General features: G+C 40.7%; 16 protein-coding genes and 1 pseudogene. 3 read left to right on the top strand and 14 right to left on the bottom strand.

From position 1 onward, the window contains the following. Window positions 1–27: 27 nt before the first annotated feature. Window positions 28–585: a hypothetical protein gene (locus tag QM917_RS06385; RefSeq protein WP_414285281.1), complete on the bottom strand. Its 558-nt coding sequence runs from the start codon at window positions 583–585 to the stop codon at window positions 28–30. 158 nt (window positions 586–743) lie between these two features. Between QM917_RS06385 and QM917_RS06380 the strand changes: the two genes are divergently transcribed. The 3 genes from QM917_RS06380 (at window position 744) to serS (ending at window position 3970) form a co-directional block, all read left to right on the top strand. Next, complete coding sequence (locus QM917_RS06380; RefSeq protein ID WP_414285280.1) at window positions 744–2108, top strand: aspartate kinase; 1365 nt, start codon at window positions 744–746, stop codon at window positions 2106–2108. Window positions 2109–2110: 2 nt separating this feature from the next. Next, complete coding sequence (locus QM917_RS06375) at window positions 2111–2482, top strand: DUF956 family protein (protein ID WP_371559048.1); 372 nt, start codon at window positions 2111–2113, stop codon at window positions 2480–2482. Between the two features lie 213 nt (window positions 2483–2695). Then, entirely contained in the window at window positions 2696–3970 is a 1275-nt protein-coding gene (gene serS, locus QM917_RS06370; protein WP_281335167.1) for a serine--tRNA ligase, read from the top strand. Between the two features lie 99 nt (window positions 3971–4069). On the opposite strand, the gene groL is transcribed toward serS, so the two are convergent. From groL to QM917_RS06305, 13 genes and pseudogenes are all read right to left on the bottom strand, one after another. Beyond that, on the bottom strand, window positions 4070–5689 hold the full coding sequence (gene groL / locus QM917_RS06365) for a chaperonin GroEL (RefSeq protein ID WP_075232014.1): 1620 nt from the start codon (window positions 5687–5689) through the stop codon (window positions 4070–4072). Between the two features lie 15 nt (window positions 5690–5704). Further along, window positions 5705–5989 (bottom strand): co-chaperone GroES, encoded by a 285-nt coding sequence (gene groES / locus QM917_RS06360; RefSeq protein WP_075232013.1) that lies wholly within the window; start codon window positions 5987–5989, stop codon window positions 5705–5707. Between the two features lie 155 nt (window positions 5990–6144). Further along, the gene (locus QM917_RS06355) at window positions 6145–6540 is read right to left on the bottom strand and encodes a single-stranded DNA-binding protein (RefSeq protein ID WP_049508919.1); all 396 of its coding nucleotides are present in this window, start codon (window positions 6538–6540) and stop codon (window positions 6145–6147) included. Window positions 6541–6614: 74 nt separating this feature from the next. After that, window positions 6615–7376: an SDR family NAD(P)-dependent oxidoreductase gene (locus tag QM917_RS06350; protein WP_414285279.1), complete on the bottom strand. Its 762-nt coding sequence runs from the start codon at window positions 7374–7376 to the stop codon at window positions 6615–6617. Window positions 7377–7417: 41 nt separating this feature from the next. Next, the gene (gene ytpR / locus QM917_RS06345) at window positions 7418–8044 is read right to left on the bottom strand and encodes a YtpR family tRNA-binding protein (protein ID WP_075232011.1); all 627 of its coding nucleotides are present in this window, start codon (window positions 8042–8044) and stop codon (window positions 7418–7420) included. A gap of 13 nt (window positions 8045–8057) precedes the next feature. Beyond that, window positions 8058–8375 carry a thioredoxin family protein gene (locus tag QM917_RS06340; protein ID WP_075232010.1) on the bottom strand — a complete coding sequence of 106 codons (318 nt, stop codon included), beginning with the start codon at window positions 8373–8375 and terminating at the stop codon, window positions 8058–8060. Further along, entirely contained in the window at window positions 8372–8662 is a 291-nt protein-coding gene (locus QM917_RS06335; RefSeq protein WP_414285278.1) for a DUF4651 domain-containing protein, read from the bottom strand. The genes QM917_RS06340 and QM917_RS06335 overlap by 4 nt, the downstream gene beginning before the upstream one ends. Before the next feature lie 74 nt (window positions 8663–8736). Continuing rightward, complete coding sequence (locus QM917_RS06330; protein ID WP_004251830.1) at window positions 8737–8991, bottom strand: DUF1912 family protein; 255 nt, start codon at window positions 8989–8991, stop codon at window positions 8737–8739. 9 nt (window positions 8992–9000) lie between these two features. Beyond that, window positions 9001–10335, bottom strand: coding sequence for a DUF438 domain-containing protein (locus QM917_RS06325; protein ID WP_414285277.1), 1335 nt, complete (start codon window positions 10333–10335; stop codon window positions 9001–9003). Then, entirely contained in the window at window positions 10335–10568 is a 234-nt protein-coding gene (locus tag QM917_RS06320) for a DUF1858 domain-containing protein (RefSeq protein WP_000368731.1), read from the bottom strand. The genes QM917_RS06325 and QM917_RS06320 overlap by 1 nt, the downstream gene beginning before the upstream one ends. 321 nt (window positions 10569–10889) lie before the next feature. Beyond that, a complete protein-coding gene (locus QM917_RS06315) occupies window positions 10890–11072 on the bottom strand; it encodes a hypothetical protein (RefSeq protein ID WP_414276277.1) in 183 nt (60 codons plus the stop codon). A gap of 1 nt (window position 11073) precedes the next feature. Continuing rightward, window positions 11074–11853, bottom strand: a complete 780-nt coding sequence (locus QM917_RS06310; protein ID WP_414285276.1) for a hypothetical protein — start codon at window positions 11851–11853, stop codon at window positions 11074–11076. Window positions 11854–11951: 98 nt separating this feature from the next. Next, a pseudogene (locus tag QM917_RS06305) lies at window positions 11952–12073 on the bottom strand (IS630 family transposase); the annotation flags it as partial.

Here is a 12073-nt window from a genome sequence, read left to right as displayed (position 1 = left end):
AATCGACCGAAAGTGTCTCAGCCGATTTTAAAATCTTAGTTTGGTCTCTAAAAATACAGGAAAACCAGTACTTGTATCATCTACGAAATCATAAATGACTTCAAGCATTCGCCCTCCTTCTCTCTGATAGAGCTGTTCTTGGTTGGATCCCTTATGGTAGAATTCTCCTGAAACCATGTAAAAAACACGATTTGGATCTTCAAGGTAGGCAAAAAGATTTCCTGTAAAAGGAGCTTCCTTATCCCCGTCCTTGGTGACCAGACTTGTAGCTAAGAGTTTCGTGATTCCTCTAAATTGTCCACTTTCATCTGTTCGACAATAAAACTTGATTCTAACTTCATAGTTAGGATTGACGATAATCTTTTCAGAGAGAATTCGATAAGTCCTTGCCTTACTATCTGACAAACCGATAGACAAGAGAATTTTAGCCCTCTCAACTGAAATCTGACCTTCCTGAGCATATTCCATCGCTAATTCTTCTCCGGTCAAACGACCACTGGGAAGAGGATGAGAAGTTGCTCCTATATTTGTAGGATTCATCACGAAGGTAAGGACTAGTATTAAACAAAACACTCTTTTAATCATCTTTCCCAACTCCTTTCATCAGAAGAGTTTTTCCCCCTACACCTTTATTATAAGCTTTCCTGATGAGACATTCAAACAATTATATAGGAAATTTTCCAGATTGAAAAAAGCCCCTCTTTCTGCTATAATCGTATAAAATACTTACTTTAGGAGTTCTTATGAAGGTTGTAAAATTTGGTGGAAGCTCGCTTGCCTCTGCTAGTCAGTTAGAAAAAGTTTTAAATATTGTCAAAAGTGACTCAGAACGTCGTTTTGTGGTTGTATCTGCCCCTGGTAAACGCGATTCGGAAGATACCAAGGTGACAGATGCCTTGATTAAATACTACCGCGACTATGTAGCTGGAAATGACATTAGCAAAAGCCAAAACTGGATTATTGATCGCTATGCTGCCATGGTTAGCGAATTAGGTCTTAAACCAGCCGTTTTAGACAAAATTTCAAAAAGCATCCGTGCTCTTGCAACTCTTCCAATTGAAGATAATAAGTTTCTTTACGATACCTTCCTTGCTGCAGGGGAAAACAACAATGCCAAATTGATTGCAGCCTACTTTAACCAAAATGGCTTGGAGGCGCGTTATGTTCATCCTAGAGAAGCTGGTATCGTCGTTACGAGCGAACCTGGAAATGCACGTATCATCCCATCAAGTTACGATAAAATCGAGGAATTGGCAAATTCAACTGAAGTTCTTGTTATCCCTGGTTTCTTCGGTGTTACGAAAGAAGATCAAATTTGTACCTTCTCACGTGGGGGTTCAGATATCACTGGTTCTATCATTGCTGCTGGTGTCAAGGCTGACCTCTATGAAAACTTTACGGATGTAGATGGAATCTTTGCAGCCCACCCTGGTATTATCCATAAGCCACACTCTATCCCTGAATTGACCTACCGTGAAATGCGTGAATTGGCCTATGCTGGATTCTCTGTACTACACGATGAAGCACTTCTACCAGCCTACCGTGGGAAAATTCCTCTTGTCATTAAAAATACCAACAATCCAGACCACCCAGGTACTCGCATTGTGCTACAACATAGCAGCGACAAATTCCCAGTTGTTGGGATCGCTGGTGATTCTGGCTTTGTCAGCATTAATATGTCTAAGTATCTGATGAACCGCGAAATCGGTTTTGGTCGTAAAGTTCTTCAGATCCTTGAGGACCTTAATATTGGTTGGGAACACATGCCAACTGGTATCGATGACCTGTCTATCATCTTACGTTCACGAGAATTGACGCCGATCAAGGAAGAAGAAATCCTTCGTCAATTAGTCCAAAAAGCAGAGGTAGACCACGCTGAAATCGAACACGACCTCTCTATCATTATGATTGTTGGGGAAAAAATGAAGCGTCATATCGGGGTAACTGCTACAGCCACTCGTGCCTTATCTGAGAACAACATCAACATCCAAATGATGTCACAAGGCTCTAGTGAAGTTTCTATCATGTTTGTTGTCCATAAAGACCAAGAAAAAGCCGCCCTTAAAGCTCTCTACCAAGCATTTTTCGGTGAAAATAAGGAAGACTAAACATGGCACAATCCCTCAACAAGGTCGTCGACTTGCAAACAACTGGAACTTCCTATCTCTCCATTACAGGAAAGGTTGGAAAATTTCTGGTTGGAGATCATGCGCTAGAATTTTACGCAGATCGAAATGTCGAGGACTATATTCAAATTCCATGGTCCAGCGTTAACCAAATCGGAGCCAATGTTTCAGGCCGCAAGGTTAGTCGGCATTTTGAAATCTTTACAGATCAAGGAAAATTTCTCTTCGCCTCAAAAGACTCTGGAAAAATTCTTAAGATTGCTCGTGAAAAACTGGGAAATGACAAGGTAGTCAAACTGCCTACCTTAGTCCAAATCATTGGCCGAAAAATTAAAAATCTATTTGCAAAAAAATAAAAAGTTTAGTATAATCATAGAAACGGATAAGTAGGTTACTTCCTTCTTTCAGAAAGTCTGCGGGTGCTGCGAGCAGATAGAAGATTTAATTGAAATTCTACCGTTGTTTTAAATCAAATACAGAATCAAGTGCACACCTGTGAAGTTGGATGGAACCGTGGCCCTGCCACTCCAACGCTTTGTCAGGTGTGCTTTTTTCATAAAGGAGTTTATATGTTAGATATCAAACGTATTCGTACAGACTTTGATGCTGTCGCAGAAAAACTAGCTACACGTGGTGTAGATGCTGCTATCTTGAACGAGATGAAAGAAATCGATGCCAAACGACGTGACATCTTGGTTAAGGTTGAAACCCTCAAGGCTGAACGTAACACAGTTTCTGCTGAGATTGCCCAAGCTAAACGTAACAAGGAAAATGCAGACGATAAGATTGCAGCTATGCAAACCCTCTCTGCCGAGGTAAAAGCTCTTGATGCTGAATTGGCAGAAATCGATGCGAAATTGACTGAATTTACTACTACACTTCCAAATATCCCAGCTGATAGTGTCCCTATTGGTGCTGACGAGGATGATAACGTAGAAGTTCGCCGTTGGGGAACTCCTCGCGAGTTCGACTTTGAACCAAAAGCCCACTGGGATTTAGGTGAAGATCTTGGTATTCTTGACTGGGAACGTGGTGGAAAGGTAACTGGAGCGCGCTTCCTCTTCTATAAAGGACTTGGGGCTCGTTTGGAACGTGCTATCTACAACTTCATGTTGGATGAGCATGGAAAAGAAGGTTACACTGAAGTCATCACACCTTATATGGTTAACCATGATTCTATGTTTGGTACAGGACAATATCCAAAATTCAAAGAAGATACATTTGAATTGAAAGATACGAACTACGTCCTCATTCCTACAGCTGAAGTTCCTCTGACCAACTACTACCGTGATGAAATTCTTGATGGAAAAGACTTGCCAATCTACTTTACTGCTATGAGCCCATCATTCCGTTCTGAAGCTGGTTCAGCTGGTCGTGATACTCGCGGTTTGATTCGTTTACACCAATTCCACAAGGTAGAAATGGTGAAATTTGCCAAACCTGAAGAGTCATACGAAGAACTAGAAAAGATGACAGCCAACGCTGAAAACATCCTTCAAAAACTCAACCTTCCATATCGCGTAGTTGCTCTTTCTACAGGAGACATGGGCTTCTCAGCTGCTAAGACTTATGACTTGGAAGTATGGATCCCTGCGCAAAATACCTACCGTGAAATCTCAAGCTGTTCAAATACAGAAGATTTCCAAGCTCGTCGTGCCCAAATCCGTTACCGTGATGAAGCCGATGGTAAGGTTAAACTTCTTCATACTTTGAATGGTTCTGGACTTGCTGTTGGACGTACAGTCGCTGCTATCCTTGAAAACTATCAAAACGAAGATGGTTCTGTGACCATTCCAGAAGTACTTCGTTCATACATGGGTGGAGCTGAAGTTATCAAACCATAACATTTTCAGATAAAAAAAGAGGAAGCTGAGCTTCCGCTTTTTTAGTAATGTCTAAAAAACAGGTAGAAAATTCTCATTTCTACCTGTTATTTTTATTTCTTAGTAACCACCCATCATTGATGGATCCATAGCTGGAGCTGGTGCTACAGGTTCTGGTTTGTTGGCCACAACGGCTTCTGTTGTCAAGATAAGACTAGCTACTGAAGCTGCGTTTTGAAGGGCTGAACGGCTAACCTTAACAGGGTCGATAATACCTGCTTCAATCATGTTCACCCATTCACCTGTCGCAGCGTTGAAGCCTGTACCAAGCTCTGCATTTTTCAAACGATCAATAACGATTGAACCTTCATAACCTGCATTGTAAGCGATTTGACGTACAGGTTCTTCCAAGGCACGAAGAACAATGTTGCGTCCTGTTGCTTCATCACCTTCTAACTCTAAGGAAGCAACAGCAGAGATAACATTAACAAGGGCAGTACCACCACCTGCAACGATTCCTTCTTCAACAGCTGCGCGAGTCGCATTGAGAGCATCTTCGATGCGGAGTTTCATTTCTTTCAATTCAGTTTCAGTTGCAGCACCGACCTTAATAACTGCTACACCACCTGATAATTTAGCCAAGCGTTCTTGGAGTTTTTCACGGTCAAATTCTGAAGTTGTTGTTTCAATTTGTGACTTGATGACAGCAATACGGTTAGCAATTGCTTCAGGATTACCTGCACCTTCTACAATGACTGTACTATCTTTATCAACAGACACTTTAGCTGCTTGACCAAGTGCTTCAATGGTAGCATCTTTCAATTCAAGACCAAGATCTTCTGTGATAACAGTTCCACCTGTCAAAATTGCGATGTCTTCCAACATTGCTTTACGACGATCCCCGAAACCTGGTGCCTTAACAGCAACTACGTTGAAAGTACCACGAATCTTGTTCAAAACAAGGGTTGGCAGAGCTTCACCATCAACATCATCTGCAATAATCAAGAGCGGACGGCTACTTTGAAGGATACTTTCTAGAAGTGGCAATATTTCTTGGATATTTGAAATCTTCTTGTCAGTGATTAAAATGTATGGATTTTCAAGGTCTGCAACCATTTTTTCATTATCAGTCACCATATACTGTGAGAGGTAACCACGGTCAAATTGCATTCCTTCTACAACTTCAAGCTCGGTTTCCATACCACGTGATTCTTCAATGGTGATGACTCCATCTTTACCAACTTTTTCCATGGCTTCAGAGATGTACTCACCAACTTTTTCAGAGCGAGAGGATACGGCAGCGACTTGTGCAATAGCTTCCTTGCTTGATACTGGAATGGCATTGTTCTTCAAGGCTTCTACAGCTGTAGCAACCGCTGCTTCAATCCCTCGACGAATACCGATTGGATTTGCTCCTGCTGTAACGTTTTTGATCCCTTCACGAACAATAGCTTGGGTCAAAACTGTTGCAGTTGTTGTCCCGTCACCCGCGATATCATTGGTTTTAGAAGCTACTTCTGATACCAATTTGGCACCCATATTTTCAAAATGGTCTTCTAGTTCGATTTCTTTAGCGATGGTTACACCGTCATTGGTAATCAATGGTGAACCAAATGATTTTTCAAGAACGACGTTACGTCCTTTAGGACCCAAGGTTACTTTAACTGTATCAGCTAGAATATCAACACCACGGACCATTGCTGAACGCGCATCAGATGAAAATTTAATCTCTTTTGACATACTTATTTCCTCCTCTTATTCTTCAACGATTGCTAAGATGTTAGCTTCACCAACGATGACATATTTTTCATCACCATCTTTGACCTCGATACCTGCATGAGCTTCGACTAAAACTTGATCTCCAACTTTTACACTTGGAGCGACTAGCTCACCGCTCAAGGTACGAACACCTTGTCCTGTAGCCACTACTGTAGCTGTTTTTGTTTTTTCTTGGGCTGATCCTGCAAGGACAAGGCCTCCAACAGTTTGTTCTTTTTCTTCAATTTTCAAGACCACGCGGTCTCCTAATGGTTTCAACATCTGTTTTCCTCCATAATTCAATCATATTATTAGCACTCTTTGTACACGAGTGCTAAACCATAGTTCTATTGTATCACTTGGTCAAAAATAGTCAAGAAAAAAGTCTGATTTATAGCATAAAAAGAGTTGGAGAAAACTCTCAAACTCTTTTCATTTTAGAATGGAAGTTCCTCCTCTTCCAAAACCAGATCTGCTAAGTCTTGACCAGCATTATTTTCACGCATAGCACGTTGGGCACGGCTTTCTAAGAGTTGGAAACCCGTACAGAGAACTTCTGTTACATAGTTGGTCTGGCCATTCTTCTCAAACTTACGGGTACGAAGTTCCCCATCCACAGAAATAAGACTACCTTTGCTTCCATAACTAGCCAAGGTTTCAGCAAGTTTGCCCCAGACTACAATATTGATGAAGTCTGCTTCACGTTCCCCGTTTTGGTCTTTGTAACGACGATTCACTGCGATAGTTGCTCGTGCAACGGACTTGTCATTGTTGGTTTTGTGCAATTCTGGTGTTGCCACGATTCTTCCAATAAGAATAATTTTATTAAACATTTTTTCATCCTCCTACTTATCTATTCGAAGGAAATCAAAAAAAGTTACAAAATTTGTAACTTTTTTAAATAATGTTAATCTCTGTGAATCATAAATCCAGTTGCTTGTTGATTGGCCATGATGGTCATATCTGTAATTTGCACACGACGTGGCTGACTGGTCACATAAACTACAGCATCTGCGATGTCTTGTGCCTGCAAGGCTTCGAGCCCCTGATAGACCGTTGCAGCCCGTTCCTCATCTCCATGGAAACGGACCTTAGAAAAGTCAGTCTCTACAATACCAGGCTGAATAGTTGTCACCTTGATATCAGTTGCAATGGTATCAATCCGTAGTCCATCCGAAAAGGTCTTGACTGCAGCCTTGGTTGCTGAATAGACTGCTGCACCAGCGTAAGCGTAAATACCTGCGGTTGAACCCATATTTATGATATGGCCTTGATTTGCAGTCACCATAGAAGGCAAGAGACAACGAGTAACAGCCATCAAGCCCTTGACATTGGTATCCAGCATGGTCAGCATATCCAACTCTTCATAGTCCTGATAGGGAGCTAAGCCTAAAGCAAGTCCAGCGTTATTAACCAATATATCAATCTTACCCACAGTTTTTAGAATATCTGAACAGACAGTCTTAACCATGCTCATATCCGTAACATCTAAAGGAAAAGTCCAAACTTTTTGATTTGGAAAGGCTTCTGCAAACTCAGTTTTGAGAGCTTCAAGTCTTTCTGTTCGACGCCCTGTGAGAACGATATTCTCACCTTTTTCTAGATAGGCACGCGCAATTGCTTCACCAATACCTGATGTTGCACCTGTTATCACAACATTTTTTGCCATCTTATTTCCCTCAAGCAAAGATTATAAATCACTTTTAGTGACTAAGCAGTCCAGTGCTTAGCTGGATCGAATGGAGTTCCAACAACTTGGTCTTCGGACAATTCAATAACACCACGTTTTTGTGGAGCATTTGGTAAGGCAAGTTCACGAGGACTGCACATCATCCCAAAACTCTTTTCACCACGAAGTTCCCCTGGGAAAATAAGATTGCCTTTTGGCATCATAGCTCCTGGAAGAGCTACAATGGTTTTTAAACCAAGACGCGCATTTGGAGCACCTGCCACGATTTGCACTGTCTTATCATTTCCAACAGCAACTTGACAGATGTTCAAGTGATCACTATCTGGATGTGCCACCATCTCGACAATTTCACCAACGATAAATTTCGGTTCCTTGTCATTGATAATCTCTTCAGTAAAATCTTGAGCTTGCAATTCTTGGTTCAAACGAGCTACTTGGTCGTCTGTCAAGAATACTTGGCCACGTTCCTCAATTTCGAATAAGCTAGAAACTTCAAAAATATTCCAAGCAACAGTTTCACCTGTTTCCTTTAGGAAAACACGCGCCACATTGCCTTTACGTTCAACATCTAGTTTGGCATCGCCACTGTTTTTCACGATGACCATAAGGACATCACCGACATGTTCTTTGTTATATGTAAAAATCATTCTTTCTTTTCTCCTATTTTAATTCTGCTAAAAAGTCGTTTATTTGTGCCTTGGTTTTACGGTCACGATTAACAAAGCGTCCAATCTCCTTGTCCTTATCTAAGACAATTAGACTTGGAATCCCGTATACATCCCATAGTTTTGCAAGTTCCATGTACTCATCTCGGTCTACTCGTATAAAGGTAAACTCTGAATTGGTCTCTTCAATCTCTGGCAGAGCTGGATAGATATAGCGACAATCACCACACCAATCCGTAACAAAAAGGAAGACCTTCTTGCCATCCTGTTCTACTAGATTTGCTAATTCTTCTATACTCTTAGGAGAAATCATAAGACTTCCTCCTCGTAGATGAGATCTTCATCTTCGTAGACAAAGGTATAGTGACGACCATCTTCAAAAATGACACCACCAACAAGACGTTCTAGGCTACTTTCGTATACTTGGACATAGAGAGTCCCAATCTCACCCATTTCTGAGAAATAGTCACGCACAATAGCTGACAACTCTTCCTGGTTCTTCATGAGTTTGTGATCATCAGCGACTTTCTTAGCACCAAAAGCAAGAGCTCCAAGCCCTACCACAACTAAACCTGTTTTAATAATATTTTTCGTTTTCATGCTAACATTGTAACACAAAAAGGCTCAAGGAACAATGAAAAGGGAGTCCCACTCCCCTTTCTAATTTCTAAACATTAATAATTTCTCTCACCAAACAAACCTTCTGGTAAATCATGGAATCCCTTACCTGCCTTGAAGTTTTCAAATTTACCTAGTAAGAACTGGTAGGCATCTAAGCGGCTTTCATAGCGAATCATGGCATCTTTAGCGCGCTCATCTTGATCTTCTTCATAGACCTTTTGACTTTCCTTAAGAGCCATATCGTTGATCATAATCTGGGTATTAACCCAGGCTTCAAATTCCTTCATAAATTCTTGTTCGTAACTCATTGTTTCTCCTTATTCTATTCCTCGATAGTAATCTGTATCAATCTCACGGTAAGGCTGGATATCCTGAACATACTCCAATACACCTTGAAATTCTCCATTTTCATCGTGTACAGCAGCATAAGTGATGTAGACAAACTTTCCACGTGATTCAGACTTAAACCACATCTCATACTTGTCCTTGACCCCTTCACGAAGACCTTGCATAATCGCTTTAACTTTCTCCAAATATTTTGGTGGATGGCATAGTTTGACATTTCGTCCAACTTGAGACGGTGTTCGCTTGAAAATCATTTCATCCGCTGGTGTATTGTCATTATAATACTGGAAGATATCATCCTTATTAACAAAGGTAATCTCCATCGGCAAATGATTAAGAATAAGATTCGCCTGTTCAACTGAGAGATAGCCATTGCCAAAAGCCTGCTGGCTATGACGGTCATGGACTGCTTCCTTTTCCTTTGGTGTAAAGGTGATAGTAAACTGACCTTCTGGTGTATCGATCACTTGCTGAACTTGTCCATCTACAGTTTCTGGCTGAGTTGGTTCTTCTACACTTTTCTCCTCAACAAAACTTTGACATTCAGGAACCCATTTCTCAGACGGACGGATAATAGCATATCCATAGGCATCACTTTCCTCAGCAATCTGAATCCAGTCATCCTGGGTAAAGGATTCAAGCAGAATCATGAGAAGGATTGATTCTTCCTTAAATATCATACTTTCAAACTCTGTCGCAAAAGCTTCAAAAGCTTCCTTTACAGCGGAAATCGGCACTTTTGGAAGCGACTTAGCTGCCACTAAAGCTGTTTGAAAGAGATCCCTAATCTGATCATCCACTCCCCACATAACTTTGGGAGGTGAATCATGGCCATAACGTTCCATGATAGGAAAAAAGAGCTCTTCCTTGCGCTGGTAGTGAATATCAAATTGACCAACCAGCCCCATCTGACGCACCAAACCCTTACGCATCTCCGCCAGCATTTCCTCATCGTCCATAGACTCATATGTGTCTAACAATCTTCGAACACGAATCAAGGCAGCACGGAGGGCTAGATTTTCATCCTTAAAGACTCGTACAGGGTGACCAGGATGCTCGGTATCTTCAACTTCTACGCCCTTAACAGCATTTTTAAAAAGATTGGCATGGACATCACAGAGTTCCATGACATCTTCAAAGGTCACGCCAGAGTCAGAGTTCATCAACTCGTGCTCCATGAGAGAAATCTCGATAGCTGATACACCAGTAAAGGTCGCATCAAAGCGCTCCTGAACGGACTCTGGAGAGGCTCCATTATGCAATTCTAATAAAATATCCCGTAGGATATGAATACGTTCATCTGCCATTAGTCTATTCCAATCACTTCGTAACCATTTGCTTCAAGTGTACGCACAATCTTATCCATAGGAGTCCCCTCCAGCTTAGACCCCTGTTTGAGCGATACTTTTCGTCCGACTGTATTTCGCATCAAAGGATTTGCAAGAGGTTTAAAACCGAGTTCTACTAGGATATCTAAAACTTCTGGATGCTTGTCCACAACTTCCGCAACAGGAATAGATACATCAATGATATTGTCCATCATAACCTCCATCATATTCTATAACAGTTTTTTCTTTTTTATTATACCACAAGGGCAAAGATTAAAAAACTAGCAGTAGAAGACTTGCTAGTTTATTTCGTATAATTTCATTATTTCCAATTATATAGACTTTTCCTAGTAAAACCTCAAAGTCTTATCCTTACCATGATCATCAGAGAAGTTTGAAAAACCAATCTATGATCTTGAAAAGAATCTTATAGAACAGTAATTGGAAGGCGAAAGAGATTAGAAACCAGAGAATTTTTATCAAACCAACAATTGGTGTTATAAAAAGAAGAGTGAAGAGTCTCCAAAAAGATTTCATTCTTTATCCTCCGGCTTCATTAACCAAGTAGCTGTATCCATAAGCTTATCTACGAGAACTAATTTTCCCAAACTAACGACTATGTTTTCATCTTTTTTTATGGTTTCTGCAACTTTTAAAGCTTGCCTTGTAAGAAGATAATTACCGTAGGTTTTGACCAGTACTGTTATGATCCCCATGTCAATCTCCTTCTATGATTTCCACTTCTTTTCGGATAGTGGCAACATCTCTTTGATATTGTGCTTCATCGTAGTTAATCAATTTGGACAATTCTTTTTGCAATCTTTCTCCCATGGGTTTCATGGTCGCAAAAGTTAAACCACCTGATAGGACTCCACCTAAGATAGGAATAACTTTTCCCATCCCCTTAGCCAATCCTCCCTTGGTCAGATTCACTCCAAAGATTTTCAGAACTTTTTCCAAAATTGGATACCAAAGAGTCTTTGTCAAAGCCTTTTTATTTACAATTTTCATCACTTGCTTAGCAACTGTAACACCACCAGAACGAAGTAGAGCGCCCGCACCATTTACTCCCAACATCACTCCCAGATAGAGCAAGAGCGTATTTTTGGCTTCTTCACTCAATTCATTTCGTGAAGCCCAAAGATCATCATAGCCGTAAATATAGCCTAGCTCCTGAGCTAGTTTCAGTGAAAATGCGTAAAACTGGGCTACATCTGCTGGTATAGTAACCGCCATGGCAAGACCGCCAGGTAATCCAGCCAAAACAGATGTCCCACTTGCTAGTAAAACATTATCTTTAATACAGGCATTGGCCACTCGATCTAAGGTTTCCTGAGGTAATAAAGCTGTCGGCCCTTCTTCCAATAATCTAGGAATATCCTTTGAAGCCACTTCCTTAGATAATTTGTCCATTAAAAATTTTGATCGGTTCACTTTGACTACAGGAAGTTTTACTACCTGTTGCAACACTTGCATCGCCACATCTTCTTTAGCCATCTCTATCTCCAATTTTCATTCATATCAAGCTTTATCTTATCATATTTATGGAATAAATGATATTTTCAAGATTTATTTTATTTTCTGAATTTCTATAGTCAATTGAAACAAGAACAAGACAAAAGAGCCTCGAAAAAAGTACTACAACTTGGCAATACCTTTTTGAGATGCTTTTTGATATGGGCCCATGTTTTCTCAATAGGATTGTACTCAGGTGAGT

This window comes from Streptococcus infantis (assembly GCF_047460685.1).
Classification (GTDB): Bacteria; Bacillota; Bacilli; order Lactobacillales; family Streptococcaceae; genus Streptococcus; species Streptococcus infantis_AD.
The sequence above is the reverse complement of the archived record's forward strand: the minus strand, read 5'-3'. Positions and strand labels throughout refer to the sequence as shown.

Bases quoted from the DNA above. Each gene is read 5' to 3' on its own strand.
- QM917_RS06325 (WP_414285277.1), bottom strand. From the start codon at position 10,335: ATGGCAGATGAACGTATTCATATCCTACGGGATATTTTATTAGAATTG.
- QM917_RS06375 (WP_371559048.1), top strand. From the start codon at position 2,111: ATGGCACAATCCCTCAACAAGGTCGTCGACTTGCAAACAACTGGAACT.
- QM917_RS06320 (WP_000368731.1), bottom strand. From the start codon at position 10,568: ATGGACAATATCATTGATGTATCTATTCCTGTTGCGGAAGTTGTGGAC.
- serS (WP_281335167.1), top strand. From the start codon at position 2,696: ATGTTAGATATCAAACGTATTCGTACAGACTTTGATGCTGTCGCAGAA.
- ytpR (WP_075232011.1), bottom strand. From the start codon at position 8,044: ATGATTTTTACATATAACAAAGAACATGTCGGTGATGTCCTTATGGTC.
- QM917_RS06380 (WP_414285280.1), top strand. From the start codon at position 744: ATGAAGGTTGTAAAATTTGGTGGAAGCTCGCTTGCCTCTGCTAGTCAG.
- QM917_RS06330 (WP_004251830.1), bottom strand. From the start codon at position 8,991: ATGAGTTACGAACAAGAATTTATGAAGGAATTTGAAGCCTGGGTTAAT.
- QM917_RS06310 (WP_414285276.1), bottom strand. From the start codon at position 11,853: ATGGCTAAAGAAGATGTGGCGATGCAAGTGTTGCAACAGGTAGTAAAA.
- QM917_RS06340 (WP_075232010.1), bottom strand. From the start codon at position 8,375: ATGATTTCTCCTAAGAGTATAGAAGAATTAGCAAATCTAGTAGAACAG.
- QM917_RS06315 (WP_414276277.1), bottom strand. From the start codon at position 11,072: ATGGGGATCATAACAGTACTGGTCAAAACCTACGGTAATTATCTTCTT.
- QM917_RS06350 (WP_414285279.1), bottom strand. From the start codon at position 7,376: ATGGCAAAAAATGTTGTGATAACAGGTGCAACATCAGGTATTGGTGAA.
- QM917_RS06355 (WP_049508919.1), bottom strand. From the start codon at position 6,540: ATGTTTAATAAAATTATTCTTATTGGAAGAATCGTGGCAACACCAGAA.
- groES (WP_075232013.1), bottom strand. From the start codon at position 5,989: ATGTTGAAACCATTAGGAGACCGCGTGGTCTTGAAAATTGAAGAAAAA.
- QM917_RS06385 (WP_414285281.1), bottom strand. From the start codon at position 585: ATGATTAAAAGAGTGTTTTGTTTAATACTAGTCCTTACCTTCGTGATG.
- groL (WP_075232014.1), bottom strand. From the start codon at position 5,689: ATGTCAAAAGAGATTAAATTTTCATCTGATGCGCGTTCAGCAATGGTC.
- QM917_RS06335 (WP_414285278.1), bottom strand. From the start codon at position 8,662: ATGAAAACGAAAAATATTATTAAAACAGGTTTAGTTGTGGTAGGGCTT.